Source organism: Williamsia maris (genome assembly GCF_024171815.1).
GTDB classification, from domain to species: Bacteria; Actinomycetota; Actinomycetes; order Mycobacteriales; family Mycobacteriaceae; genus Williamsia_A; species Williamsia_A maris.
In genome coordinates this window covers 116,621-141,365 of record NZ_JAMTCJ010000003.1, presented here as the reverse complement: position 1 = coordinate 141,365, position 24,745 = coordinate 116,621, and the positions used below count along the sequence as shown (strand labels likewise).

At 68.2% G+C, this 24,745-nt stretch carries 19 protein-coding genes; 15 read left to right on the top strand and 4 right to left on the bottom strand.

Translation table 11 applies throughout. The features are described 5' to 3' along the window. The first annotated feature begins 199 nt into the window (after positions 1 to 199). From wag31 to ileS, 3 genes are all read left to right on the top strand, one after another. Entirely contained in the window at positions 200 to 1,048 is an 849-nt protein-coding gene (gene wag31, locus LX13_RS13975; RefSeq protein ID WP_253661954.1) for a DivIVA-like cell division protein Wag31, read from the top strand. Positions 1,049 to 1,105: 57 nt separating this feature from the next. Continuing rightward, positions 1,106 to 1,645 carry a hypothetical protein gene (locus LX13_RS13970; RefSeq protein ID WP_253661953.1) on the top strand — a complete coding sequence of 180 codons (540 nt, stop codon included), beginning with the start codon at positions 1,106 to 1,108 and terminating at the stop codon, positions 1,643 to 1,645. A gap of 283 nt (positions 1,646 to 1,928) precedes the next feature. Further along, entirely contained in the window at positions 1,929 to 5,150 is a 3,222-nt protein-coding gene (gene ileS, locus LX13_RS13965; RefSeq protein ID WP_308214749.1) for an isoleucine--tRNA ligase, read from the top strand. Here ileS and LX13_RS13960 read toward each other — a convergent pair. Continuing rightward, positions 5,139 to 5,834: a TetR/AcrR family transcriptional regulator gene (locus tag LX13_RS13960; RefSeq protein ID WP_253661952.1), complete on the bottom strand. Its 696-nt coding sequence runs from the start codon at positions 5,832 to 5,834 to the stop codon at positions 5,139 to 5,141. The genes ileS and LX13_RS13960 overlap by 12 nt on opposite strands. 109 nt (positions 5,835 to 5,943) lie before the next feature. On the opposite strand from LX13_RS13960, the gene LX13_RS13955 reads away from it, so the two are divergent. Further along, complete coding sequence (locus LX13_RS13955) at positions 5,944 to 6,396, top strand: nitroreductase family deazaflavin-dependent oxidoreductase (RefSeq protein ID WP_253661951.1); 453 nt, start codon at positions 5,944 to 5,946, stop codon at positions 6,394 to 6,396. 423 nt (positions 6,397 to 6,819) lie between these two features. Then, entirely contained in the window at positions 6,820 to 8,202 is a 1,383-nt protein-coding gene (locus LX13_RS13950) for a DNA polymerase IV (protein WP_253662748.1), read from the top strand. Here LX13_RS13950 and LX13_RS13945 read toward each other — a convergent pair. Beyond that, positions 8,195 to 9,151, bottom strand: coding sequence for an asparaginase (locus LX13_RS13945; protein WP_253661950.1), 957 nt, complete (start codon positions 9,149 to 9,151; stop codon positions 8,195 to 8,197). The genes LX13_RS13950 and LX13_RS13945 overlap by 8 nt on opposite strands. Positions 9,152 to 9,387: 236 nt before the next feature. Between LX13_RS13945 and LX13_RS13940 the strand changes: the two genes are divergently transcribed. Then, entirely contained in the window at positions 9,388 to 9,903 is a 516-nt protein-coding gene (locus LX13_RS13940; RefSeq protein ID WP_253661949.1) for a WKL family lipoprotein, read from the top strand. A 101-nt stretch (positions 9,904 to 10,004) separates the two neighbouring features. On the opposite strand, the gene LX13_RS13935 is transcribed toward LX13_RS13940, so the two are convergent. Beyond that, complete coding sequence (locus tag LX13_RS13935; RefSeq protein ID WP_253661948.1) at positions 10,005 to 11,030, bottom strand: hypothetical protein; 1,026 nt, start codon at positions 11,028 to 11,030, stop codon at positions 10,005 to 10,007. Here LX13_RS13935 and lspA point away from each other — a divergent pair. The 4 genes from lspA to dnaE all read left to right on the top strand — a co-directional run bounded on the left by lspA (position 11,029) and on the right by dnaE (position 17,008). Beyond that, a complete protein-coding gene (gene lspA / locus LX13_RS13930) occupies positions 11,029 to 11,634 on the top strand; it encodes a signal peptidase II (RefSeq protein ID WP_372499912.1) in 606 nt (201 codons plus the stop codon). The genes LX13_RS13935 and lspA overlap by 2 nt on opposite strands. Continuing rightward, a complete protein-coding gene (locus LX13_RS13925; RefSeq protein WP_253661947.1) occupies positions 11,627 to 12,553 on the top strand; it encodes an RluA family pseudouridine synthase in 927 nt (308 codons plus the stop codon). Before lspA ends, LX13_RS13925 begins: the two co-directional genes overlap by 8 nt. Beyond that, positions 12,543 to 13,265, top strand: coding sequence for a hypothetical protein (locus LX13_RS13920; protein ID WP_253661946.1), 723 nt, complete (start codon positions 12,543 to 12,545; stop codon positions 13,263 to 13,265). Before LX13_RS13925 ends, LX13_RS13920 begins: the two co-directional genes overlap by 11 nt. Before the next feature lie 200 nt (positions 13,266 to 13,465). Next, positions 13,466 to 17,008 (top strand): DNA polymerase III subunit alpha, encoded by a 3,543-nt coding sequence (gene dnaE / locus LX13_RS13915; protein ID WP_253661945.1) that lies wholly within the window; start codon positions 13,466 to 13,468, stop codon positions 17,006 to 17,008. Here dnaE and LX13_RS13910 read toward each other — a convergent pair. Continuing rightward, positions 16,998 to 18,263 (bottom strand): MFS transporter, encoded by a 1,266-nt coding sequence (locus LX13_RS13910; protein ID WP_253661944.1) that lies wholly within the window; start codon positions 18,261 to 18,263, stop codon positions 16,998 to 17,000. The genes dnaE and LX13_RS13910 overlap by 11 nt on opposite strands. A gap of 371 nt (positions 18,264 to 18,634) precedes the next feature. Here LX13_RS13910 and LX13_RS13905 point away from each other — a divergent pair, with 371 nt between their 5' ends. Genes LX13_RS13905 through LX13_RS13885 form a run of 5 tightly spaced genes read left to right on the top strand, consistent with a single transcriptional unit; the run spans position 18,635 to position 24,718 of the window. Then, a complete protein-coding gene (locus LX13_RS13905; protein WP_253661943.1) occupies positions 18,635 to 19,660 on the top strand; it encodes an AfsA-related hotdog domain-containing protein in 1,026 nt (341 codons plus the stop codon). Then, on the top strand, positions 19,657 to 20,406 hold the full coding sequence (locus tag LX13_RS13900; RefSeq protein ID WP_253661942.1) for an HAD-IA family hydrolase: 750 nt from the start codon (positions 19,657 to 19,659) through the stop codon (positions 20,404 to 20,406). The genes LX13_RS13905 and LX13_RS13900 overlap by 4 nt, the downstream gene beginning before the upstream one ends. Next, on the top strand, positions 20,403 to 21,995 hold the full coding sequence (locus LX13_RS13895; protein WP_253661941.1) for an MFS transporter: 1,593 nt from the start codon (positions 20,403 to 20,405) through the stop codon (positions 21,993 to 21,995). The genes LX13_RS13900 and LX13_RS13895 overlap by 4 nt, the downstream gene beginning before the upstream one ends. After that, on the top strand, positions 21,992 to 23,230 hold the full coding sequence (locus LX13_RS13890; protein WP_253661940.1) for a cytochrome P450: 1,239 nt from the start codon (positions 21,992 to 21,994) through the stop codon (positions 23,228 to 23,230). Before LX13_RS13895 ends, LX13_RS13890 begins: the two co-directional genes overlap by 4 nt. Next, positions 23,231 to 24,718 (top strand): FAD-dependent monooxygenase, encoded by a 1,488-nt coding sequence (locus LX13_RS13885; protein ID WP_253661939.1) that lies wholly within the window; start codon positions 23,231 to 23,233, stop codon positions 24,716 to 24,718. Positions 24,719 to 24,745: the final 27 nt, after the last annotated feature.

Below are 24,745 nucleotides of genomic sequence, written 5' to 3'. Positions count from 1 at the left end.
ACGTCGGCGTGAAGACCCGAGCGGATTTCGCTCAATGCCTCGACGAAGTGCGACGAACGGTTCTAATGTGACAGGATAGGACGCCAGTTACATTGTGAATCCCGTGGACGACTCAGATCGCGTCGTTCAGGTGATTCCGAGCGACCCGCACCGTGAACTGGACACACAACAAGCACGACGATTTTTAAGGGGACCGACAATGCGGCTCACACCAGCTGATGTGCACAACGTCGCGTTCAGCAAACCGCCGATCGGTAAGCGTGGCTACAACGAGGACGAGGTCGATCAGTTCCTCGACTTCGTCGAGGCCGAACTCGCACGTCTTCTCGAGGAGAACACCGACCTGAAGCAGCGTGTCGAGGAGCTCGAGGGTGACCTGGCCACGGCCAAGTCCAGCGCTCCCGCATCGTCCGCGCGGTCTGACGACAACGCCTCGGCCACACAGGCTTTCAGTACCCCGGCGCCCGCGTACTCCGAGGCCCCGCCCGCCGCGGCCCCCGCGGCGTCGACGAACGAGGACCACCATGTCCGCGCGGCGAAGGTCCTGAGCCTGGCCCAGGACACCGCCGACCGCCTCACCGGCAACGCGCGCACCGAGTCCGAGGGTGTGCTCGCCGACGCCCGGAGCCGTGCCGACGCCATGATCGGTGACGCCCGCGGCAAGTCCGAGGCCATGCTGGCCGACGCCCGGCAGCGCTCCGAGGCGATCCTCGCCGACTCGCAGACGCGCGCCGAGGCCACGACACGTGGTGCCCAGGAGAAGGCCGACGCCCTCCAGGCCGATGCCGAGCGCAAGCACACCGAGATCATGGGGACGATCAACCAGCAGCGGTCGGTCCTCGAGGGCCGTATCGAACAGCTCAAGACGTTCGAGCGTGAGTACCGGACCCGTCTCAAGACCTACCTGGAGTCGCAGCTCGAGGAGTTGCAGCAGCGGGGTAGTGCCGCACCGGTGGACAACGCCCGCTCCGGCGGGGACGCGTTCTCGTCCGATCCCGGCAACGGTGGGTTCACCAACTCGGGTGGATTCGCCAAGCCCTCGAACTGACACGGTTCCGGCCGGTCGCCGCCTCGTAGACGTCCAGGGGTCCATGTCGTGCTCGTGATGGCCCTCGCAGCCACCCTCATCGGGTTCGGTCTGCTCGTGGTTGCCCTGGTCACCGGAACCCTCTGGCTCGCGGTGGCCTGCATCGCGATCTGCATCATCGGCGGCATCTTCCTGCTGGCCGACCTGCTGGGTCTCGGACACGCTCTGACCATCCGTCGCTCCCGCCACGCGGGGGCGACGGATTCGTCGGATCCGGACCCCGAGGTCGACGGATCCGACGACCCGGACCGGCCGGCGACGGCCGAGTCGGTCCGCCCGGCTGATCTCTCCGACAACGAGATCACCACCGAGTTCCCGCGCACCGTCGCCGATGAGCCGACGGTGACCCTCGACGATCCGGACTCGGCGTGGCACACCGACATCGCCGACTCGCCCGCATACGAGGTGTCGTCGACACACCGCCACTCGGCGCCCGAGGGTGCCGGCGACGACGAGACCTCCGCGACGACCGCGAGCCCGTCGGTACGACACGGTCGGCACGAGTCACCCGACGGTGATCACGAGCAACCGCGGGTACCACGGCACGGCGGCAGCTGAGGCCCACCCCGGGACAGTCCGTGATGAAAGCCCGTTGCGTGCCTGCCCTACACTGATTCCTGCGACGATCCGGCCATCACCGGGGAGCATCCGGAAGAACCGGCACCGACCGCCTCTCGCGGTCGGGCCGTACTAGACCCGGACGGTCGCGGCCCGACACAGCCGCACATCGAGAGGCGTCGGTCGCACGACCGGCGCAAGCGGGGTGGTACCGCGGCGAGAGAATCGTCGTCCCCGTGCCCACGAGTCGCAGCCGCGACCGACCCGGCACGAGGAGACGCGAGTGACCACCGAACCCGACACGAATCCGAGCACGCCGCGTGAGCGCGTCTACCCGATCGTGGACGTCGCGGGCACCGGCGCGAGCGTTCCGTCGTTCCCCGACCTCGAGACCCGCGTCCTGGACTACTGGGCCGCCGACGATACGTTCGTCGCCTCGGTGCAGGCCCGGTCGGACGCCGAGGAGTTCGTCTTCTACGACGGCCCTCCCTTCGCCAACGGTCTCCCGCACTACGGCCATCTGCTGACCGGATACGTGAAGGACCTCGTCCCGCGGTTCCAGACCATGCGCGGCAAGAAGGTCGACCGCAGATTCGGCTGGGACACCCACGGCCTGCCCGCCGAGCTCGAGGCCGAGCGCCAGTTGGGCATCACCGACAAGTCCGAGATCGAGACCATGGGCGTCGAGAAGTTCAACGACTACTGCCGGGAGTCGGTGCTGCGCTACACCGGCGAGTGGCGCGACTACGTGACGCGTCAGGCCCGGTGGGTCGATTTCGACAACGACTACAAAACCCTCGACATCGACTTCATGGAATCGGTGATGTGGGCGTTCAAGACGCTGCACGAGAAGGGCCTGGTCTACCAGGGCTACCGCGTGCTGCCGTACAGCTGGTACGAGCAGACGCCGCTGAGCAATCAGGAGAGCAAGCTCGACGACGCCTACAAGATGCGGCAGGACCCGGCGGTGACCGTGTCGATGCCGTTGACCGGTGGCGTGCCCGACGATCTCCTCGGCGTCAACGCCCTGATCTGGACCACCACGCCGTGGACCCTGCCGTCGAACCTGGCCATCGCGGTCAATCCCGATGTCGAGTACTCCCACGTCCGTGGCACCGACGGTGAGCAGTACCTGCTGGCCACGGCGCGCGTGGGCGTCTACGCCCGCGAGCTGGGTGAGGACCCGGAGGTGCTCGGCACTTACCTCGGACGTGACCTCGCCGACGCTGCCTACACGCCGCCGTTCGACTTCTTCGCCGGTCATCCGAATGCGCACCGGACGTTGCTCGGCGACTACGTCACCACCGACAGCGGTACCGGGATCGTGCACCTCGCACCGGCTTTCGGTGAGGAGGACATGGAGCTCGCCACCGCCAACGGCATCGAGGTGGTGCAGCCGCTCGATCCGGGTGGTCGCTTCACGTCGCTGGTGCCGCCGTACGAGGGCCTCATGGTCTTCGACGCCAACCCGGTGATCATCAAGGACCTCAAGGCAACCGGGCAGATCCTGCGCCACGAGACCATCGAACACTCCTACCCGCACTCGTGGCGGTCGGGAAAGCCGTTGATCTACATGGCCGTTCCGTCGTGGTTCGTCGCGGTCAACGATTTCAAGCCGCGGATGCTGGAGTTGAACCAGGAGATCACCTGGTCCCCGGCGCACCTGCGCGACGGTCAGTTCGGCAAGTGGCTCGAGGGCGCGAAGGACTGGAACATCAGCCGGAACCGCTACTGGGGCGCGCCGATCCCGGTGTGGATGTCCGACGACGAGACCTACCCGCGTATGGACGTGTACGGCTCGCTCGACGACCTCGAGCGTGACTTCGGGGTGCGGCCGACGAACCTGCACCGTCCCCACATCGACGAGCTCACCCGCCCGAACCCCGACGACCCGACGGGTCGCTCCACCATGCGTCGGGTGCCCGAGGTGCTCGACTGCTGGTTCGAGTCGGGGTCGATGCCCTACGCCCAGGTGCACTACCCGTTCGAGAACCGCGACTGGTTCGACGGCAACGCCGAGAAAGGCATCGAGCCGCACAACCCGGGTGACTTCATCGTCGAGTACAACGGCCAGACCAAGGGCTGGTTTTACAACCTGCACGTGCTGGCGACCGCGCTGTTCGACCGGCCCGCGTTCCGCACGGTGGCCGCGCACGGCATCGTGCTCGGCGACGACGGCCAGAAGATGTCGAAGTCCAAGCGCAACTACCCCGACGTCAACGAGGTGTTCGACCGCGACGGCTCCGACGCGATGCGTTGGTTCCTGATGGCCTCGCCGATCCTGCGGGGCGGCAACCTCATCGTCACCGAGCGCGGCATCCGCGAGGGTGTCCGCCAGGCGATGCTGCCGCTGTGGAACGCCTACAGCTTCCTGGCGCTCTACGCCGATCGTCCCGCGGAGTGGCGGACCGACTCCGAGCACGTGCTCGACCGCTACATCCTGGCCAAGCTCGCCGCGACGCGCGAATCGATGACCACTGCGTTGGAGACCTACGACGTGGCCGGCGCGTGTGACGACTTCCGGGAGTTCTGTGAGGCGTTGACGAACTGGTACGTACGTCGTTCGCGCCAGCGGTTCTGGGCCGGACAGGACGCCGACACCGAGGCGTTCGACACGCTGTACACGGTGCTGGAGGTCGCGTGCCGACTGGCGGCACCGTTGCTGCCGTTGATGACCGAGGCGATGTGGCGTGGTCTGACCGGGGGTCGCTCGGTGCATCTGGCCGACTGGCCCAGCGCCGACGAACTGCCCGCCGACGCCGAACTCGTCGCCGCGATGGACGAGGTGCAGGGCGTGTGTTCGACGGCGTCGAGCCTGCGAAAGGCGAACAACCTGCGGGTGCGACTCCCGTTGCCCGGGTTGACCGTCGCCGGTCCGTCGGCTGCGCGTCTGGCCGACTACACCGCGCTGATCGCCGACGAGATGAACGTCAAGTCGGTGCACCTGGCCGACGATGCCGACGCGTTCGGTCGTGTCGAGGTCGTGGTCAACGCCCGCGTGGCGGGCCCGCGTCTGGGCAAGGACGTGCAGCGGGTCATCAAGGCGATCAAGTCGGGGAACTGGTCGTTGGCCACGGTCAGCGACGCCGACGGCATCGTCTCGGAGAAGGTCGTGGCCGACGGGATCGAGCTCACCGACGGTGAGTTCACCCGCAAACTGGTTGCTGTCGAGCCGAGTTCGACCGCCGAGCTCCCGTCGGGAGGCGGGCTGGTGGTGCTCGACACCGCGGTCACCGAGGATCTCGAGGCCGAGGGATGGGCCAAGGACCGCGTGCGTGAGCTGCAGGAGGCCCGCCGGGCTCTGGGACTCGACGTCTCCGACCGGATCGTCGTGCGTCTCGGTGTGCCCGCTCAGCGGTCGGAATGGGCACTGCGCCATCGTGATCTCATCGCGGGGGAGGTGCTGGCAACGACGCTCGATGTCGTCGCACCCGACGCGGTCGAGGGGACCGTGACGGAGCTGGGCGACGGTGTCGTCGCGTCGATCACCCGGTCAGGGCAGTAGCCGCTCCAACACGGTGCGCAGCTGGAGGTCGAAGAGGATCTCCGGCTGCGCGAAGGTGTCCGCACCGTACTGACCGAACACCTCGAGACTGATCGATCCCAGGATCACCGACCACAGGCAGGTGCCGACGAGAACGGTCGAGTCGTCGACCTGGAGGTCGAATTCGGTTCGGACGAGGTCGAATTCGCCGGCGATGTCGCCCGGTACGACGGTGGTGATGGTCGCGGGGACGGTGGTCCTGCTCAGTTCGGTCATCAGCAGGGCCACGAACCGCGTACCCGGTCCGGTGGTCTGTTCGGCCGGCGCCTGATAGCCGGGCACCGGGCTGCCGTAGATGAGGGCGAACCGGGCCGGTTCGGCCACCGCCCACGTGCGCAACGCGTGCGCGGCGACGCGTAGTCGTTCGCGGACCCCGGCGTCGGGGTCGGCGGTGTCGAGCGCGGCGGCGACACGGTCGGCGGACTCGTCGTAGGCATCGACAACGAGTACGGTCAGCAACTCGTCGCGACTGCGCACGTAGCGATAGACCGCCGACGACACCATTCCGAGGTCGCGGGCGATCGCCCGGAGCGAGAGTGCCGCAGCACCGTGCTCCGCGAGATGCTCGCGGCCCACCCGGATGATGTCGAGTTCGAGTTGCGCGCGCGCCCGGGCGCGCGGGCCTGCCGCCGTGTCGCTGTGCATTCGTCCATCATGTCAGAAACGAGAGCAGTGCTCTTGCTCTCTGGTCGATAGCGTGCCATGCTCATTTGCGAGAGCAGTGCTCTCGTTTATTCGACCAGAGGAGTCCGCCATGACAACCACCCACTACGCAGAGCCGACCGGGCGCATCCAGTTCGCCTTCAACGACATGGTCAGCTGGCTGTCCGATCACGGCATCGGCCTCGCCGGCGCGCGGACGCTGACCGTCGTCGGCAGGAAGTCCGGTGAGCCGAAGACCACGCCGGTCAACCCGCTCGTCATCGACGGCCGGACCTATCTGATCTCCCCGCGCGGCAACACGCAGTGGTCGCGGAACCTGCGCGCGGCGGGCGTCTGCGACATCGGTCGGGGTCGCCGCGTCGACACTTACACCGCCGTCGAGGTCGCCGACGAGAAGAAGATCGCGTTGCTGCGCCCGTACCTGAAGCGTTGGGGCTGGGAGGTCGCGAGCTATCTCCCGGCCAAGGTCACCCACACCTCATCGAACGACGAATTGGCCGCGATCGCCCCCGCGGTCCCGGTCTTCGAACTGCACCGCAACTGACTGTCTCGAAACGCGCGCACGTCCAGAGCCACGGTGTTGACTGTGTGGAAACGCGTGCTCGAGTGTGCTGAGTGCGTTGGGTGAGATGGGTTGCAAACGACGCACACTCGACGCGTGGCTTCCGCACCGTCAGCGTCTGCGAACCCGCGCCGCGTGGGTCGAAAGCCGCCGACGGTGCGGAAGCCGATCATCGAGTGTGCGTTGTTGTGTAGGTCCGTCGCGTGAGGTGGTGAGCACACTCGATGACCGTTTCCACACAGTCAGCACCGTCGTGTGATGCCGATTCTGCACAGTCAGCACCGTCGTGTGATGGCCGTTTCCACACAGTCAGCCACCGTCGGACAAGTCTGCCTAATCGATAGGCTCGAACCTGTGAGCGGTATCGACGACGAACGGGGCACCCGATGGGTGTTGCACGTCGACATGGACGCGTTCTTCGCGTCGGTGGAGCAGCTCACGCGACCCACCCTGCGGGGCCGGCCGGTGTTGGTCGGCGGCGTCGGCGGGCGGGGTGTCGTGGCCGGGGCGAGTTACGAGGCCCGGAGGTTCGGGGCCCATTCGGCGATGCCGATGCACCAGGCACGTCGGATGGTCGGTTCGGGCGCGGTCGTGGTCCCGCCGCGCGGATCGATCTACCGCGTAGTCAGTGTCCGGGTCTTCTCGATGATCCGAGAGGCCATCCCGGTGATCGAGATGCTCTCGTTCGACGAGGCGTTCGGCGAACCGGTCCACCTCGCCGGCGCGACGCGCGCCGAGGTCGTCGAGTTCGCCGAGGAGATCCGAGCCCGCATCGCGACCCTGGGACTGTCTGCGTCGATCGGGGCGGGCAGCGGCAAACAGATCGCCAAGATCGCGTCCGGCATGGCCAAGCCCGACGGTGTGACCGCGATCGCGCCGGGCGGCGAGCGCGATTTCCTGCGACCGCTGTCGGTGCGCAAGCTGTGGGGGATCGGACCGGTGGCCGGGGATCGGTTGCACCGCCTGGGGATCGAGACGATCGGGGAGTTGGCCGACCTGTCGACCATGGAGGTGTCGTCGGTGCTGGGGTCGACGATCGGGCCGGCGTTGCACCGGCTCGCCAACGGCATCGACGACCGACTGGTGGCCGAGCGCTCGTCGGCCAAACAGATCAGTGCCGAGTCGACCTTCGCCGACGACGTGACCTCGATGGACCAGCTGCTGCTCGCGATCGACCGGGCTGCGGCGTCGGCCCACCGACGCTTGCTCGACGACGGACGTGGCGCCCGTACCGTCGTGCTCAAACTGAAGCGGTCGGACATGTCGATCCTCACCCGGTCCGCCACCACGGCGACGGCGACCACCGACGTGGCGGCATTGACCGCGGCGGCACGCCGACTCGCGCTCGACCCGGTCGACATCGGCGCCATCCGCCTTGTCGGGGTGGGGTACTCGGGACTCACCAGCGACGAGCAGTTCCTGCTCTTCACTCCCGGCGAGGATTCCGTCGAGGTCGCGACCACCGACACCTCGGAGTCCGATCCGGCGGACGAGGTCACGCCCGAGCCGCAGTCCGCGAATTCCTCGGCCCAGGGGGTGCAGACCGCGTCGGGTCGGACCCGGGACGACTCCGGCCAGATCACCTGGGCCACCGGCACCGACGTCCGGCATCCGGACTTCGGTCACGGATGGGTGCAGGGGAGTGGGCACGGCGTGGTCAGTGTGCGGTTCGAGACGCGTGTCACCGGGCCGGGACCGGCGCGGACCTTCCGCTCCGACACCCCCGACCTCGAGGCCGCGGACCCCCTCGACAGCCTGGTCTGGTCGGTGGACCCACCGGTCAGCTGACCGGGCCGTCCACGGCGAGGAAGTCGGCGATCCGAGTGCGGTCGTACTCGCGGGTCAGCAACGCGGACAACACGATCCGAGACTGCGGGGCGCGCAGCCATGGCGAGAGGATCGCGCCGGCGGCGACCAGGTCGACCGCGCCGCCCCCGCCGCCGTAGGTCGGGACGACCTCGCCGAACGGCACACGGGTACTCAGGACGACCACGGCCCCTCGTGCGGTCACGGCTCCGACCGCGTCGGTCACCGTCGGATGGGCGTTGCCCGAACCGAGTGCGGCGAGCACGAGCCCGCGTGCACCGGAGTCGACGAGCGCGCCGAGGACGGCGGCATCGAAGTCGGGGTGCAGGGTCACGATGTCGACCCGCGCGGTCGGTCGCCCGTCGACCGCCGCCAGGACGGGTCGTGCCGGGGTCGTCACGACGGAGTCGAAGGCGTCGGTCGCGGTGGTGCTGGTCTTGGCGACGCCGCGGGCGGGGAGCACCCGGCCGCCGAAGGCGACCAGGACACCGCGGTCCCGGTTCGTGGTGTCGGCGGCACACGCCAGGGCCGCGGCAAGGTTCGTCGGTCCGTCCGACCGCGGCGAGTCCGCCGGGTACTGCGCGCCGGCGAACACCACCGGGCGAGGATCGGCATGGACCAGGTCGACGACGAGTGCCGTCTCCTCGAGGGTGTCGGTGCCGTGCGTGACGACCACGCCGGTGACGTCCGGGTCGGCCAGCTCCTCGGCTATCGCCCGCAGCAGCAGACGGTGCTCGGCGTCGGTCATCGCTGCGCTGTCGACCGCACAGACCGTGCGGGTCGTGATCGTGGCGTCGGCGAGGTGGGGCGGGACGAGGTCGCGGGTCAGCAGATCCGCGGCGTGCAGGACGGGCACCGCCCCGCCCGGCCTGCGCTGTGACGCGATGGTCCCGCCGGTGCTCAACACGACGATCCGCGGTGGTCCGGGCATGGGAGGAAGACTGCTGTCCGGCCGCGCGGGGGTCAAATCCTCATGATTTCCTCACTGTCTTCGCAGAGCGCTCGGTCGCGTTCGGCCAGGTCGGTTTGGCATAGTGGGCTCCGAACCGCGGGGGTGAGGCGCGTCGACCATGCGTTCCCTCTGCGGTGCGAAGACCGTTTGTAGAACCACACCCGACACCGACGTCGGGCCCAGTTACCTGGGAGAACACGAGAAGAGGACAATCCTTGAAGCTGCAGAAGATCGCCACCGCCGGACTCGCGGTCGCCGCATTCCTGTCCATCGCCGCCTGCGGTGACGACAGCGGGAGCGACACCCCGACCCCCAGCACGTCCGCGGTCGCCAGCTCCTCGGCCAGCAGCACCGGCGGGGTCAGTGACCCCTCGAAGCCGCCGACGGCCTCGACCCTCAACGGACTGCTCGAGACCGCGCTCGACCCGAACGTGCCCAACACCGAGAAGACCGAGCTCGTGCAGGGCTCGTCGGCCGACCCGCAGCTGTTCGACAAGCTGGTCAAGGCGAAGGCCGACAACCCCGACATCACCTACCAGCTCGTGCCGCCGGTCGTCGCGACCGGTAGCGGCCAGGCGACCGTGAAGGTCAAGGTCAAGCTGCCCAACGTCCCCGAGCAGACCGTCGACGCCGCGATCGTCTACGACCAGGGCAAGTGGAAGCTGGCCAAGACCACGGTCTGCCCGCTGCTGACCGCGAACAACGTCCAGAGCGCCATGTGCGCCGCGTGATCTAGACGCCCCGCTCGACAGATACGACGCTCTGCCCCCGACACCGATGGTGTCGGGGGCAGAGTCGTGTCGGGGTCCCGAGGCGTCGACCGCGCCGCTGTCTACCGGATGGTCTCCCAGCGGATGGCGGTGCTGGTCTGCTGCACCAGCGGGCGTGCGGGGTCGGCGCCGACCAGCGAACGACCGCCGCGCACCGTCAACTCGCCCGCACTCGGCAGTCCCCGGGACAGATCGATGGTCATCGACCCGGTGCCGCTCATCGAGAACGATGCGATCGTCAGCGTCTGGGTGGATCCGGGGATGCGGAAGACCGAGTCCACCGGCTCCTCGTCGACCTGCACGTCGACGGTCAATGTGTCGCCGGTCCGCTCACGCAGTGTCGCGGTGATGGTCTGGGTGACGGTGGCGGCACCGTCGATCGTCCGCACCGCACGCCAGCGCGCACCGACACCGATCGGTTCGCGGGGCAGGGTGACGCTGCGCTGCAACGCCTGGACCAGTGACTGCTCGACCGCCGATCGGGCCGCATCGTCGGCAGCCGCAGCGGGCACGATGCGCAGTGAGATCGGCACCGAGCCACCGGCCACCGCGAGCCCGGCCTTGGACTCGCGCACAGCCGCCAAAGACGTCGACAGATCCGGATCCGGTGAGGACGCCGCGCCCAGTTCGAGTTCGACGTCGGTGGGGTCGGTGCACAGGGTCCGCGCGGTCAGCGGGAGATCGACCGTCTGCGCGGTGTCGCTGCGCGGCTGCCCCTCACTCGTGCTGCTCGACGCGGACGTCGTCACCAGGCGCACGTTCTGCGCGCGCGCCAGGTCCGGTGACCCGGTCGCCACCGCGGTCGGTTGCGCGCCTGCGTCGATCAACGTCACCGCGGCGGGCGGGATCGGGAGCAGCGACGCCCCCATCGCATTGACCGTGGACTCGGTGCTGCACCCGGCCAGCGGCGCGGCCGACGAGGATCGTCCGGCGTCGTCACCGGCGGAACCGGAACCGCAGCCGGCGACCACGGTGAGTGCCGTGCACAAGACGGCGAGGCGGACCGGTCCGCGGTGACGGGGAGGACGGACACGGGCGCGGCGGGCGGCGACGGGGGACACACCGATCAGGCTAGCGGCGGCCGTCATGGATGATGGTGGCGTGAGTGATGACCAGGACGGAGTGGGCGCGGGCCCCGATCCGCAGGCCCCCGCACGTTCGGCGAGGATGATCGCGTTGCTGCCCGCGGTGGCCGCGGTGATCCTCCTGCTCGATCTGATCACCAAGATCGTCGTCGTCGCGGTCATCGAACCGCAGCGTCCCATCTCGATCATCGGCGACACCGTCACCCTGCGACTCGTGCGCAACAGCGGTGCCGCCTTCTCGATGGCGACCGGCTACACCTGGGTCCTGACGGTCGTGGCGTTGGCCGTGGTGGTCGGGATCATCCGCTACAGCAGCCGTCTGCGATCGCCGTTCTGGGCGCTGGGCCTCGGCCTGATCCTCGGCGGCGCGCTCGGCAACCTCGTCGACCGACTCTTCCGCGCCCCCGGCCCCCTGCGCGGTCACGTCGTCGACTTCGTGTCGGTGGGGTGGTGGCCGGTGTTCAACGTGGCCGACTCGGCCGTGGTCTGCGGTGCGGTCCTGCTCGTCGCGCTGACGTTGTTCGGGGTCGAACTCGACGGCACCCGGGTGTCCGGCAAGAAACCTGCTCCATCCGCAACACCCACCCGAGAGTCACCGAATGCGTGAGAGCCGGTCCATGCCCGTACCCGACGGACTCGACGGCATGCGTCTGGACGCGGGGGTGTCGCGCATCCTGGGGCTGTCCCGCACCGCGGTCGCAGCCCTGGCCGACGGCGGTGACGTGAGCATCGACGGTGCGGCCGTGGGGAAGTCGCACCGCCTCGTCGCCGGCGCCTGGCTCGAGGTCGTCCTGCCCGAGCCCGCCCGGCCGCTGGAGAACCCCGCCCAGCCGATCGAGAACATGGACGTCATCTACGCCGACGACGACATCGTCGTGGTCGACAAGCCGGTCGGCGTCGCCGCGCACGCGTCCGTCGGCTGGACCGGGCCCACCGTCATCGGCGGACTGGCTGCGGCCGGCTTCCGGATCTCCACCTCCGGCGCCCACGAACGACAGGGCATCGTGCACCGACTCGACGTCGGCACCTCCGGGGTGATGGTGGTGGCCACCTCCGAACGCGCCTACACGTTGCTCAAACGCGCGTTCAAGGAACGCACCGTGGACAAGCGCTATCACGCCCTGGCGCAGGGACATCTCGATCCGTCGAGCGGCACCATCGACGCGGCCATCGGCCGCCACCCCGGCAGCGAGTGGAAGTTCGCCGTCACCTCGGCGGGCAAGGCCAGCGTGACCCACTACGACACCCTCGAGATGTTCGCGGCGGCCAGCCTGCTCGACGTGCACCTGGAAACCGGCCGTACACACCAGATCCGGGTGCACCTGTCCGCCCTGAACCACCCCTGCTGCGGTGACATCACCTACGGCGCAGACCCGGTGTTGGCCGCCCGACTCGGTCTCGAACGCCAGTGGCTGCACGCGCGGGCGTTGTCGTTCGCGCATCCCGCCGACGGACGCCGGGTCGAGTTCACCAGTCCGTACCCCGACGATCTCCGCGGCGCCCTGGACATCCTGCGTGCCGGGTGAACCTCTGCCACCAGCCGATCCCGAGCCGAGCCACGCGGGCCTGACGCGATCGATCGTCGTCGTGCTGGTGCTCGTCATCGCGGTGACGGCCGGGCTCTACGCGCTCGGCGCGACGCACCCGCCGAAGCGTTCGGCCATCACCTCCGACCGTCTCGGACCGGAGAACGGGGCGAGCGTGACCGCCTACCTCGACGACGCCGCCGCCGGACTGGACCGGGTCGGCGCCGGCCCGCGCTGGGCGCTGATCTCGTTGCGGGCGCCGGTGGGCGACGACCAGGCGTGGACGCTGATGGACGGCACCGCGCCGTCGCAGGTCGCGTTCCACGTTCCGATCACCGGGGTCGCCACCCCGTCGACCGTCGCCGCCGTCACCGGCGATCGCGGATCGTTGTCGACCGCCCGGGTCAACGCTATCGCCGAGGTCTCCGGAGACGCTGCGCTCGGCGCGGACGGGACCGCCGGGACCCGAGACCAGCAGGTGAGTTCGGTCACCGTCGAGCGACTGCGATCCGGGTGCGCCTGCATCGTCGCGATGGTCGTGCGTGGCACCGGCCCCCGACTGCGCGAGGTCGCCGGATCTTCGCTGGTCCGCGGTGTGCAGGTGCTGCCCGCCGACGCCGCGGGCGGACGGTTCGCGGTCGTCGCGTTGCTGCCCGAACAGACCGATCGCTTCCTGCCCGTCGCCGACACCGCTCCCGTTCCGCCCCGCTGACCGATCGCCACGGACACCGCGCCACTGCATCGCCCCCGGCGTGTCGGCGGTGTGTCGGGATTGTGCGGCGCTCGGCCGCGTGTGGCGACGGCCGTCTGTGGGTGCCCACCCCTAAGCTGGTCCCTACGTCGTCGCCGGGGGCATCCTCTCGGCGGCGGGTTCGGCGGGCGGTCCCGCAACTGTCTCGGAGAGGTTCACGAGTGTCGGATTCGTTTGTTCATCTGCACAATCACACCGAGTACTCGATGCTCGACGGTGCGGCCAAGGTCGCGCCCATGTTCGCCGAGGCCAAACGCCTCGGGATGACCGCGATCGGCATGACCGACCACGGAAACATGTACGGCGCCAGCGAGTTCTACAACGTCGCGAAAAAGCACGACATCAAGCCGATCATCGGTATCGAGGCCTACATCGCCCCGGCCTCCCGGTTCGACACCAAGCGCGTGCTGTGGGGCGAGCGGGACCAGAAGAGCGACGACGTCTCCGGTAGTGGTGCCTACACCCACATGACGATGGTGGCCGAGAACGCCACCGGCCTGCACAACCTGTTCAAACTGTCGTCGCTGGCGTCGATCGAGGGTCAGCTCGGCAAGTGGGCCCGCATGGACGCCGAGATCATCGAGAAGTACGCCGGGGGCATCATCGCCACCACCGGCTGCCCGTCGGGTGAGGTGCAGACCCGCCTCCGCCTCGGCCACCAGCGCGAGGCGCTCGAGGCCGCGGCCAAATGGCAGGACATCTTCGGCAAGGACAACTTCTATCTCGAGTTGATGGAGCACGGCCTCGAGATAGAACGTCGGGTCCGGGACGGTCTGCTCGAGATCGGCAAGCAGCTCGGCATCAAGCCCATCGTGACCAACGACTGCCACTACGTCACCAAAGAGCACGCGGTCACCCACGAGGCGCTGCTGTGCATCCAGACCGGCAAGACGCTGTCGGATCCCACCCGCTTCAAGTTCGACGGCGACGGCTACTACCTCAAGTCCGCCGCGGAGATGCGTGAGCAGTGGGACTCGATCATCCCCGGCGCGTGCGACAACACCGTCGAGATCGGCGAGCGGGTCCAGAGCTACGCCGAGGTCTTCGCCCCGCGCGACCGGATGCCGGTGTTCCCGGTGCCCGAGGGTGACACCCAGGAGACCTTCCTGCGCAAGGAGGTCGCCGCGGGCCTCGTCAGGCGCTTCGCCGACAACCCGGTGCCGCAGGACTACACCGATCGGGCGCACTACGAGCTCGACGTCATCATCCAGATGGGTTTCCCCGCCTACTTCCTCGTCGTCGGCGACCTGATCCGGCACGCCCATGAGGTCGGTATCCGGGTGGGACCCGGTCGCGGTAGTGCCGCCGGCTCGCTCGTCGCATGGGCACTGGGCATCACCAACATCGACCCCATCCCGCACGGTCTGCTGTTCGAGCGGTTCCTCAACCCCGAGCGCGTGTCCATGCCCGACATCGACATCGACTTCGACGATCGCCGCCGCGGCGACATGATCCGCTACGCGACCGAGCGCTGGGGTGTCGACAAGGTCGCCCAGGTCATCACCTTCGGCACCATCAAGACCAAGGCCGCGATCAAGGACTCCGCGCGCGTGCAGTTCGGGCAGCCGGGCTACTCGATCGCCGACCGCATCACCAAGGCGCTGCCGCCGCCGATCATGGCCAAGGACATCTCGGTCGCCGGCATCACCGACCCCGACCACGAGCGGTACGGCGAGGCGTCGGAGGTCCGCGCGCTCATCGAGACCGATCCCGACGTCAAGAAGATCTATGAGACCGCCCGCGGTCTCGAGGGTCTGATCCGCAACGCCGGCGTCCACGCCTGCGCGGTGATCATGTCGTCGGAGCCGCTCACCGACGCGATCCCGGTGTGGAAGCGCGCGCAGGACGGCGCCATCATCACCGGCTGGGACTATCCGTCGTGTGAGGACATCGGGCTGCTCAAGATGGACTTCCTGGGGTTGCGCAACCTCACGGTCATCAACGACGCGCTGGAGAACATCAAGAACAACCGTGGCATCGAGATCGACATGGATGCCCTGCCGCTCGACGACAGCGCCACCTACGACCTGATGGCACGCGGACAGACCCTCGGTGTGTTCCAGCTCGACGGCGGCCCGATGCGTGAGCTCCTCAAGCGCATGCAGCCCACCGCGTTCGAGGACATCGTCGCCGTCGGCGCGCTGTACCGGCCCGGCCCGATGGGCATGAACGCCCACAACGACTACGCCGACCGCAAGAACGACCGACAGATCGTGACGCCGATCCATCCGGAGCTCGAGGTCCCGCTCAAGGAGATCCTCGGCGACACCTACGGCCTGATCGTCTACCAAGAGCAGATCATGCAGATCGCGCAGAAGGTGGCCGGCTACTCGCTCGGACGAGCCGACATCCTGCGCCGCGCGATGGGCAAGAAGAAGGCCTCGGTCCTGGCCGAGGAGTTCGAGGGCTTCGAGGCGGGCATGGTCGCCAACGGCTTCTCGAAGGCGGCGATCAAGGCGTTGTGGGAGACGATCCTCCCGTTCGCCGGCTACGCGTTCAACAAGTCGCACGCCGCGGCCTACGGACTCATCTCGTACTGGACCGCCTACCTCAAGGCCAACTATCCGGCCGAGTACATGGCGGGACTGCTGACATCGGTCGGCGACGACAAGGACAAGGCCGCGATCTACCTCGCGGACTGTCGCAAGCTCGGGATCACCGTGCTCCCACCGGACGTCAACGAATCGCAGCGCAACTTCGCCGCCGTCGGCGAGGACATCCGCTTCGGACTGGTCGCGGTGCGCAACGTCGGCAGCAACGTCGTGGGCGCGATCCTCTCCGCCCGCGAGGCGAAGGGGAACTTCGGCAGCTTCTCCGACTACCTCGGCAAGATCGACGTGACCGCGTGCAGCAAGAAGGTCACCGAGTCGCTGATCAAGGCCGGCGCCTTCGATTCGTTGAACCACCCGCGCAAGGGGCTCTTCCTGGTGCACGTCGACGCGGTCGACGCCGTGCTGGGGACGAAGAAGGCCGAGGCGGTCGGACAGTTCGATCTCTTCGGTGACACCGGCGGTGGCGACGGTCCCGTGGAGGACGTGTTCGCCGTTCGGGTCCCCGACGAGGAGTGGGACTCCAAGCACAAGCTCGCCCTCGAACGGGAGATGTTGGGGCTGTACGTGTCCGGGCATCCGCTCGGTGGCATCGAGCACGTCATCTCGGCGCAGACCGACACCTCCATCACCACCCTGCTCGAGGGCAACGTCAACGACGGCGCGCAGATCGTCATCGGCGGCATCATCTCCGCGGTGACCCGGCGCGTGAACAAGAAGGGTGAGCCGTACGCGGTGGTCACCCTCGAGGACATGGTCGGTGGCGTCGAGGTCTACTTCTTCCCGCGTGCGTTCCAGACCTACGGCATGGACATCGTCGCCGACGCCGTCGTGCTCATCAAGGCGCGGGTGAACCTGCGCGACGACTCGATGATGATCAGCGCCAACGACCTCGCGGTCCCGGATCTCTCACACGTGGGGGAGGCCAAGCCGATCGCGTTGACGCTGTCGACGCGGCTGTGCACCCAGGATCGGGTGTCGGCGCTCAAGCAGGTCCTCATCCGGCATCCCGGTACCTCGGACGTGCACGTGCGGCTCATCAGCGGTGAGTCGTCGACCGTGATGCGTCTCGACGACAACCTCAGGGTTACACCGAGTTCCGCGCTGATGGGGGATCTGAAGGCGTTGCTCGGACCCACCTGCCTCAGCGGGTAGCGGGCGCCGGTACGGGGTGGGTCGCCGGGTCGTGGGCCCGCTTCGACCGACGGCCGATCATGATCGCGGTCACTGCGGTGATCAGACACGCCGTCGCGGCGTAGAGCGCGAACACCGCGTAATCGGCCGACAGCGCCTCCCGGAGTCCCGGCGCCGTTCCTCCGACGAGGGCGACGGCCACCGCGTAGGGCAGACCGTTGCCCGCACCGCGGATCGCGCGGGGGAACAGGGCGCTGATCACCGCGGGCAACGTCGCGCAGAGGCCGGCCAGCACAACCGTCGCCAGTGTCGTCCCCACCAGGTAGCTCACCAGGGTGGTCGTCGGTCGCGTCAAGAACAGCACTGCCGGGCAGACGGCGACGTTGGCGAGGGCGAAGACGACGTGGAGGCGGGTGCGGGATCGGTGCCGCATCGACCGCCCGACGCAGACCACCAGCGCTGCGAAGCAGAGCGTCTGCGCGAGAGATGTCGAGACCATGGTCGATTCGCTGACCCCGAGGTGAGCGACCGCGTACGGCACGGTGCCCGCAATCCAGATGTTGTAGGTCAGGGTGGTGCCGAGGGTGAGCGCGACGACCGCCGCCATCCGCGTCAGCACCACCGATCGTCGCAGGATCGGGGCGGTATCGACACGGGACGATCGATCGCGGTCGACACCGCGCGCCGCGGCGAGTGCTAGCGCCACACCCGCCACCGCCCCGACGACGTAGGGGATCCGCCATCCCCACCCGGTCATCTCCGCGCGACCGAGGCCGGCGATCAATGCGAGTGTGACCGTCAGCGACGCCACCTTCCCGCAGGCGGCCATCGCGTAGATGAGCGCTGACGGGTCGAGTCGTGAACCAGGCCTGTGCATCTCGTACGTCTGCGCATTGACCACGGCCGCCTGGCCACCGTGTGCCGCGCCCAGGACCACCCGGAAGATCAAGAGTAGCGACGGCGCTGCCCACGCGGCGCCGTCGACGTCGGGGGTGATGGCCATGCCGGTCGTCGCACCGACCCCGATCCACAACGAGGTGACGAACGCCGGAGTGCGGCCCCGTCGATCGGCCAGTCGTCCGAGCGCGAGGGCCCCGAACGGCCGGGACACGAACCCGGCCGCGAAGATCGCGAAGCCCACGGTGAGTCCGGATCCGTCGTCGTTCACCAGCGCTCGGGTCATGTAGGGGAGCAGCGCGAGAAAGGTGACCCAGTCGTACCCCTCCACCGCCATCCCCGCCGCGATGACGGCGATCCGTCGCCGGTCCTGTCCCATCGGATCACTATGAGGGGCGGGCCCGCGGAGCGCTGACGTAATGAAACACAGATCACATGACGCACCGAACGTGACCCCCGTCATCGCGGGGTGGTCTCCATTCAATTCCGAACACGCTGGCACACAGCGCAATCGCCCACGGGCTCGCTTGCGGCGACTTTCGTGCACGGGTGATTCTTGGGCGCGACAAAACTCCTTGCACGCGCTAACCTCTCCACCATCCGCACAGAGTCGCTTGAGAGCCCCTTGCTGACAAGCCCGAGACCCGGCGGACCGCTCGACACGACCTGCACACGTGAACGCTGCCCGGAGTCGCGCAGCGACATCACATGACCGTGCTGCCGTCCGAACTCTCAGCAAGGGGCCAACCGGTGACATCCACTCTGCAACCTCGTCTCTCCCATTCGACCCTCGTGCCGCGTGAGCACGTCCACCGCGACGCACTGTCGGAGGTCTACCTCACCGACATCATCTGCGATCGCTACCCCAACTTCCGTGTGGGCGTGCACTTCCCGAAGTCGCATAGCTACTACAGCGATCATGTGGGGCCGGCCGCGGGGCGGTACGACCCGCTGCTCGTCCTCGAGTGCTTCCGGCAGGCATCGATTCTCATCGCGCACCGGCACGTCGGGGTCGAGTTCGATCAGTCCTTCATCTTCAACGCCGGTGCGATCAGCGTGGTCTCCGACGACGCGATGACGGTGGCCTCGGTACCGGGTACCGGGGAGCTCAGTGCGGTGATCGTCGGTGAGAAGGTGCGCGACGAGACGATCATCGGGATCACGCTCGACATGACGGTGACACTCGCCGGTGTGGCGGCGGTGACCATGACGATGTCGATCCAGTGGATGCCGAAGCCGATCTGGGCGCGGATCCGGGCATCCGGGCGCGCGAAACTGGGACTGGCGGAATACCGACCGGGCATCGAACCGTTGCCCGGCAGGCATCCGCACCGCAGTGTCGGTGCCCACCAGCCCGAGGCGCTGGGCCGTGGTCTGAGCCGCAACGTGGTGGTCGGCGCGGCGCGGCACGTCCCCGCCGGGTTCGACATCGACGTCCTCGTCGACCAGCATCACCCGAGTCTGTTCGATCACCCGCTCGACCACATCCCGGGCGCGGTGATCTTCGAGGCGGTTCGCCAGGCGGGGATCGTCGGCGCCGACGAGTATTTCGGTCTCAGCGCACGGCGTCTCCGGATCCGTTCGCTGTCGGCGACATTCACGCGTTTCGGTGAACTCGACCTGCCGACCAGCGCGCTGGTCCGGCCGCAGACCGACACCTGCGATCAGGTGGTCGGCTTCGACGTCGACATCACGCAGGAAGGCGTGACCATCGCGTCGTGCGGAGTGGTCTTCGCCCGATCGCACGCCCGAGCACACGCGACGGTCCAGCGATGACGGCCTCGGTGCGCATCGACTCCGTCCCTCCGGTGACCGAGGCGACGCGGTACACGACGGTGTTCCTCGACTTCGGCGGCGTGCTCTCACCGCCGATCGAGGACCTGTTCCTCGAGTACGAGCGCGTGACCGGCATCGCCCCGGCCGATCTCAAGGCCGCGATGGCCGGCGTCGCCGACGGTTTGGGCGTCGATGTGCTCGCCCCCGTCGAACTCGGCCTCCTGACCGAGGTCGAGTGGGTCCGTCGGATGCACCGGTGGCTCACCTGCCGAGGTGTCGACGTGTCGCGGTCGGACCTCGATTTCGGCCGTCAGTGGTTCGCGGGCCATCAGGTCAACGCGACCATGCGCCGACTCGTCTTCGAGCTGAAGGCGCGGGGCTACCGGGTGGGCATCCTCACCAACAACGTGCGTGAGTGGGAAGCTCACTGGCGCCCGATGGTGGGCCTCGACGAGGACGTCGACGCGATCGTCGACTCCTACGACGTCGGTTGCCGCAAACCCGAACCGGAGATCTTCGCGATCTCCGAGAACCGGATCGGTGCCGCACCGGGTACCGCGATCCTCGTCGACGATCTCGAATCCAACTGTGCCGCCGCACGCAGAGCCGGCTGGGGAGCGGTGCGTTTCGTCGACAACGACCAGACCCTCGCCGACCTGGCCGCGCTCCTGCGTGCCCAGGACGGGGCCGCCGCGGACGACGCCATCGCAGCAGCGATCACCACAGACAGGGAGACCATCGCATGACCGCACCCGCCCCATCCGTACGGGCCACATCGCCCGCCAGACCCAACCTCCTGCTGGCTGCGATCCTCCTCGGTGTGGTCGTCGTGCCGACCGGTGTGTCGGGAACCGGTGTGGCACTGCCACACATCGCCGCCGATCTCGGATCGACACCGTCGTTGCTGCAGTGGGTGGTCAACGGGTTCAACCTCACCTTCGCGGTGTTCAGCCTGGTGGCCGGATCGATTGCCGATCATCTCGGTCGGCGCCGCGGTCTCGTCCTCGGCGGCGCGCTGTTCGCCGGAGCGGCGGTTCTCAGCGCGCTCGCACCCTCGCTGATCCTGCTCGACATCGGTCGTGCACTCGCCGGAGTCGGCGCCGCGATCATATTCGCGTGCTCGGGCGCCTTGTTGGCCATCACCTTCTCCGGTGCCGCCGCGGCGCGGGCCTTCGCGTTGTTCGGTACCGCGGCCGGAGTGGGACTCGGCCTCGGCCCCACCATCTCGTCGACGGCCATCGCCCTCGTCGGGTGGTCGGGCATCTTCTGGTTCAACGCAGTCGTCATCGCGGTGTCGGCGGCACTGGTCATCGCCTCCAACGTGCACGACACCCCCGCACAGACCGGCGGTCGTCTGGACTACCCCGGCGCAGTGGCCTTTGCCGCGTCCCTGACGCTGGTCATAGCCGCTGTCGTGCAATCGGATTCGTGGGGGTGGGATTCACCGGCCACGCTCGGGATGCTCGTCGCGGGCGTGGCGGTGTTCGGCGCATTCATCCGCATCGAACTGACCACCGATCACCCGCTGCTCGACCTGAGCCTGCTGCGCTCCGCGCGACTGGTCGGTCTGCTCGCCGTGCCTGTCGCCGGCGCGGTCGGTTTCGTCACCCTGCTCACCTACTACCCGACCTTCCTGTCGACGGTGTGGGAGTTGGGGACCGGTGTCGTCGGCCTGCTGATGCTGATCATGACCGTCCCGGTCATTGTCGGCCCGCTGATCGCCGGAGCGTTGCACACCCGGGGCGTGCCGGTGTGGGTGATCCTCGGCGGCAGCGTCCTGCTCTTCGTGGCCGGAGCGGCCGGCCTCACCCTGGTCGGGACCGAGGAGAACATCGGCATCATCGTGGCGCCGTTCCTGCTGCTCGGGCTCGGCTTCGGGCTCGGTGTCGGGTTGGTGGACGGCCAGGCGATCGGCTCGGTCGCCCCGGAGCGCTCGGGCATGGTGTCCGGACTGGTGTCGACGGTCCGCCTCGGCAGCGAGGCACTCGTGGTCGCGGTGTTCGCCAGCGCGCTGACCGCAGGCGTCGGTGGCGAGGTCCGGGATCGACTGCCCGACTCCCTGGGGGCCGGTACCCGCGAGGGCATCGTCGACAAGGTGGTCACCGGCGAGATCGGCGGTGTCGACCGCACCGTCGACACCGGCCTGCTGCGTGCCGCCTTCGCCGACGGGTTCACGCCGTTGCTCTGGGTGCTCGCCGCCCTGGGAGTGGTCCTGACAGTGCTGGTATCGCTCCTGCTGCGTCGGCCCGTGGCCGCTCCCGCAGCCCTTCCCGTCGACGACGCCCCTGGCGTCGACGCTGCTCTCGCCTTCGATCACGAGGAGATCCGACAATGACCGAGACCATTCACCGCCCCGGTGCGGTTTCCTCGACCCCGCTGGTCGTCGACATCCCGAGACTCGACACCCCGCATCCCTACGTCCGCGAGCTGCCGAGCGACGACGGACACCAGCACATCGAACTGCCCAGTGGGCACACGGCGATCTGCCTGACCTCTCATGTCGACGTCAAGACGCTGATGCTCGACCGCACGGCCAGTCGAGCCCTGTGCAATGTCGACGGGGGACCGTCGTTCATGCCCACGAACTGGGCGCCGGAGGTGCTCATCAACCTCGATGCTCCCGTGCACGGCGTGGTGCGGGAATTCGTGTCGCACGAGTTCTCCGCGCGGTCGATGGCCGGACTCGAACCGACCATCCGCACACTGGCCGACGCCGCGTTCGACGCACTCGACACCGCCGCCGAACCCGACATCATGACCGAGGTCTTCCGGCTGGTGCCGGCGCAGGTCGTGTGCACGCTGCTCGGTATCTCACGCGATCACGCGCCGTGGATGAACGAGCTCGGTCGGCGGATCCAGCTGGCCCGGCGCGACGAGATCCCGCTCATCGTCGACTCGTGGATCGAGCTCTACGGCTGGGTGCAGCACCTCGTCGCCGACGACTCCGACCACGACGACAGCGGGTTGCTCGCGACCTACAAGCGCCGGGCGCGGCAGCCGGAGTTCGCCGCCGTCGACGACACCCTGATCAGCGGGACGGTGATGGGTATCGTCCTGGGAGGCGACAACAACGTCGCGACGATGTTGGTCAAGACGCTGTATGCCGCACTGGCACATCGTGATCTCTATGCACAGGTGGTCGATGATCCGGCACTCGTGCCGGACCTGGTGGAGGAGATCATGCGGTTGATGCCGCTCGGCACGCCGGGGTCATTTCCCCGGGAACTGACCCGTCCCCTCCACACGTCGGCGGGGACGCTGCCTGCGGGTGCGATCGTCTACCCCCACATCAACGCAGCCAACCGCGATCCGGCCGTGTTCGATGCGCCGCTGGAGATCCGGCTGGATCGCCCGCGCGGGCGGCACCTGCAGTACGGCTACGGAATGCACCGCTGCATGGGGTCGGCGCTCGCGCAGACCGAGCTGATCGCGATCCTCACCCGAGTCGTGACGCGCTATCCCGATCTTGCGCTGCGTGTGGCTCCGTCGGATGTCGAATGGGATCTGGGGACGGGATTGCGGCGACCGGCCGCACTGCCGGTGGATCTCGGTGCGAGGAGGATCGTGTAGATGTACGACGTGATCGTGGTCGGCGGTGGACCGGTGGGGATGTTGGTCGCCAACGAGCTGGCGCTGCACGATATCTCGGCGGTGGTGTTGGAGAGCCGGGACGCTGTGAGCGAGTACCCGAAGGCGGGTACCTATCACGCGCGGGCCATCGCGACACTGGCCCGCCGACAGGTCGTCGCCGTACCCCGCCGCACCAACGATCACACGGCGATCTCCTCGGAGCTGTTCCAGTTCGCGGGCTATCCGTGGCTCACCCTGCGATCGCGCACCATCGACGGGCCGGTCATGATGGGCATCGCCCAGGCCGACCTCGAGCGCGCGATCGCAGTCAAGGCCACATCGCATGGGGCACGGGTGATCCGGGGGATCACGGTCGCCTCGGTGCAGCAGTCAGCCGACCACGCCACGGTGATCGGCCATGACGCCGCCGGTAGCGAGCAACGTTACTCTGCGCGCTACGTCGTCGGTGCCGACGGCGGCCGCAGCGCGGTGCTGCGGTCGGGACAGTTCGACACGACCGAGTACGCGCCGACGATGCGCGCGATCCTCGGCCTCGCGCAGCTGCCGCACCCCGAACATCTGCGTGGCGGCTGGAACCACACCGACGCGGGATGGACGTTGCTCAACCTGAACCGGTACGGCGACAGCCGGATCATCGTGTTCGAGTTCGACGGTCCCGTCGTCGACCGACATGCGCCGGTCACGCCGGAGGAGTTCGGCTCCGCGATCGACCGCGTGGTCGGGTCGCACGTCGAACTCGAGTCGCCGCACTACCTCAACAGGTTCAGCGACTTCAGCCGGATCGTGCACGACTATCGCGACGGGCGACTGTTCCTGGCCGGCGACGCCGCGCACATCCACTACCCACTCGGCGGACAGGGACTCAACACCGGCATCTCCGACGCGGTGAACCTGGGATGGAAGTTGGCCGCGGTGGTGACCGGTGCCGCCGACGACTCATTGCTCGACACGTATTCCGCGGAACGTCAACCCGTGGGGCAGTGGGTCATCGACAACACCCGCCTCCAGTCGTCGATCATGAATCCCGATGCCTCGCAGGACCCGATGCGCCGGATGGTCTCGCAGATGCTGTGCAACAACGACACCCACGACTGGCTCGGTGACAAGATCAACGGGCACTCGTTGCGGTACGAGTCGGCCGGTTCGTCGGTCGGCGAGCTCGACGGCGAGTTCCTCCCGGACCACGAGTTCGTCGCCGACGGCACCCGCACGACGGTGTCGGCGTTGCTGGCCCCTGGGCGCATCGTGGTGCTGGCCGACGCGCCGGCGAGTGATCGCATCGCGGCGACGACCGAGGTGCCGTTCGCCGACGTGGTCGTCGCCGAGGGGCTGCCGGAGTCGTACCCGGAGATCGTCGTCCTGCGGCCGGATGGCTACGTCGCGTGGTCGGGTGCGGGATCCGATGTGGCTCAGATGGTGAAGGTCCTCGACGGGCATTGGGGACTGCGCTGCCCGTTGAGTCGCTGATAACGTGTGGCGCCCGACGGCAGTGTC

Coding starts and splice junctions, on each gene's coding strand:
- wag31 (WP_253661954.1), top strand. CDS start 200: ATGCGGCTCACACCAGCTGATGTGCACAACGTCGCGTTCAGCAAACCG.
- LX13_RS13900 (WP_253661942.1), top strand. CDS start 19,657: ATGACGGCCTCGGTGCGCATCGACTCCGTCCCTCCGGTGACCGAGGCG.
- LX13_RS13910 (WP_253661944.1), bottom strand. CDS start 18,263: ATGGGACAGGACCGGCGACGGATCGCCGTCATCGCGGCGGGGATGGCG.
- LX13_RS13970 (WP_253661953.1), top strand. CDS start 1,106: ATGGCCCTCGCAGCCACCCTCATCGGGTTCGGTCTGCTCGTGGTTGCC.
- LX13_RS13925 (WP_253661947.1), top strand. CDS start 11,627: ATGCGTGAGAGCCGGTCCATGCCCGTACCCGACGGACTCGACGGCATG.
- LX13_RS13890 (WP_253661940.1), top strand. CDS start 21,992: ATGACCGAGACCATTCACCGCCCCGGTGCGGTTTCCTCGACCCCGCTG.
- LX13_RS13935 (WP_253661948.1), bottom strand. CDS start 11,030: ATGACGGCCGCCGCTAGCCTGATCGGTGTGTCCCCCGTCGCCGCCCGC.
- LX13_RS13885 (WP_253661939.1), top strand. CDS start 23,231: ATGTACGACGTGATCGTGGTCGGCGGTGGACCGGTGGGGATGTTGGTC.
- LX13_RS13895 (WP_253661941.1), top strand. CDS start 20,403: ATGACCGCACCCGCCCCATCCGTACGGGCCACATCGCCCGCCAGACCC.
- LX13_RS13945 (WP_253661950.1), bottom strand. CDS start 9,151: ATGCCCGGACCACCGCGGATCGTCGTGTTGAGCACCGGCGGGACCATC.
- LX13_RS13960 (WP_253661952.1), bottom strand. CDS start 5,834: ATGCACAGCGACACGGCGGCAGGCCCGCGCGCCCGGGCGCGCGCGCAA.
- lspA (WP_372499912.1), top strand. CDS start 11,029: ATGGATGATGGTGGCGTGAGTGATGACCAGGACGGAGTGGGCGCGGGC.
- LX13_RS13955 (WP_253661951.1), top strand. CDS start 5,944: ATGACAACCACCCACTACGCAGAGCCGACCGGGCGCATCCAGTTCGCC.
- LX13_RS13950 (WP_253662748.1), top strand. CDS start 6,820: ATGGACGCGTTCTTCGCGTCGGTGGAGCAGCTCACGCGACCCACCCTG.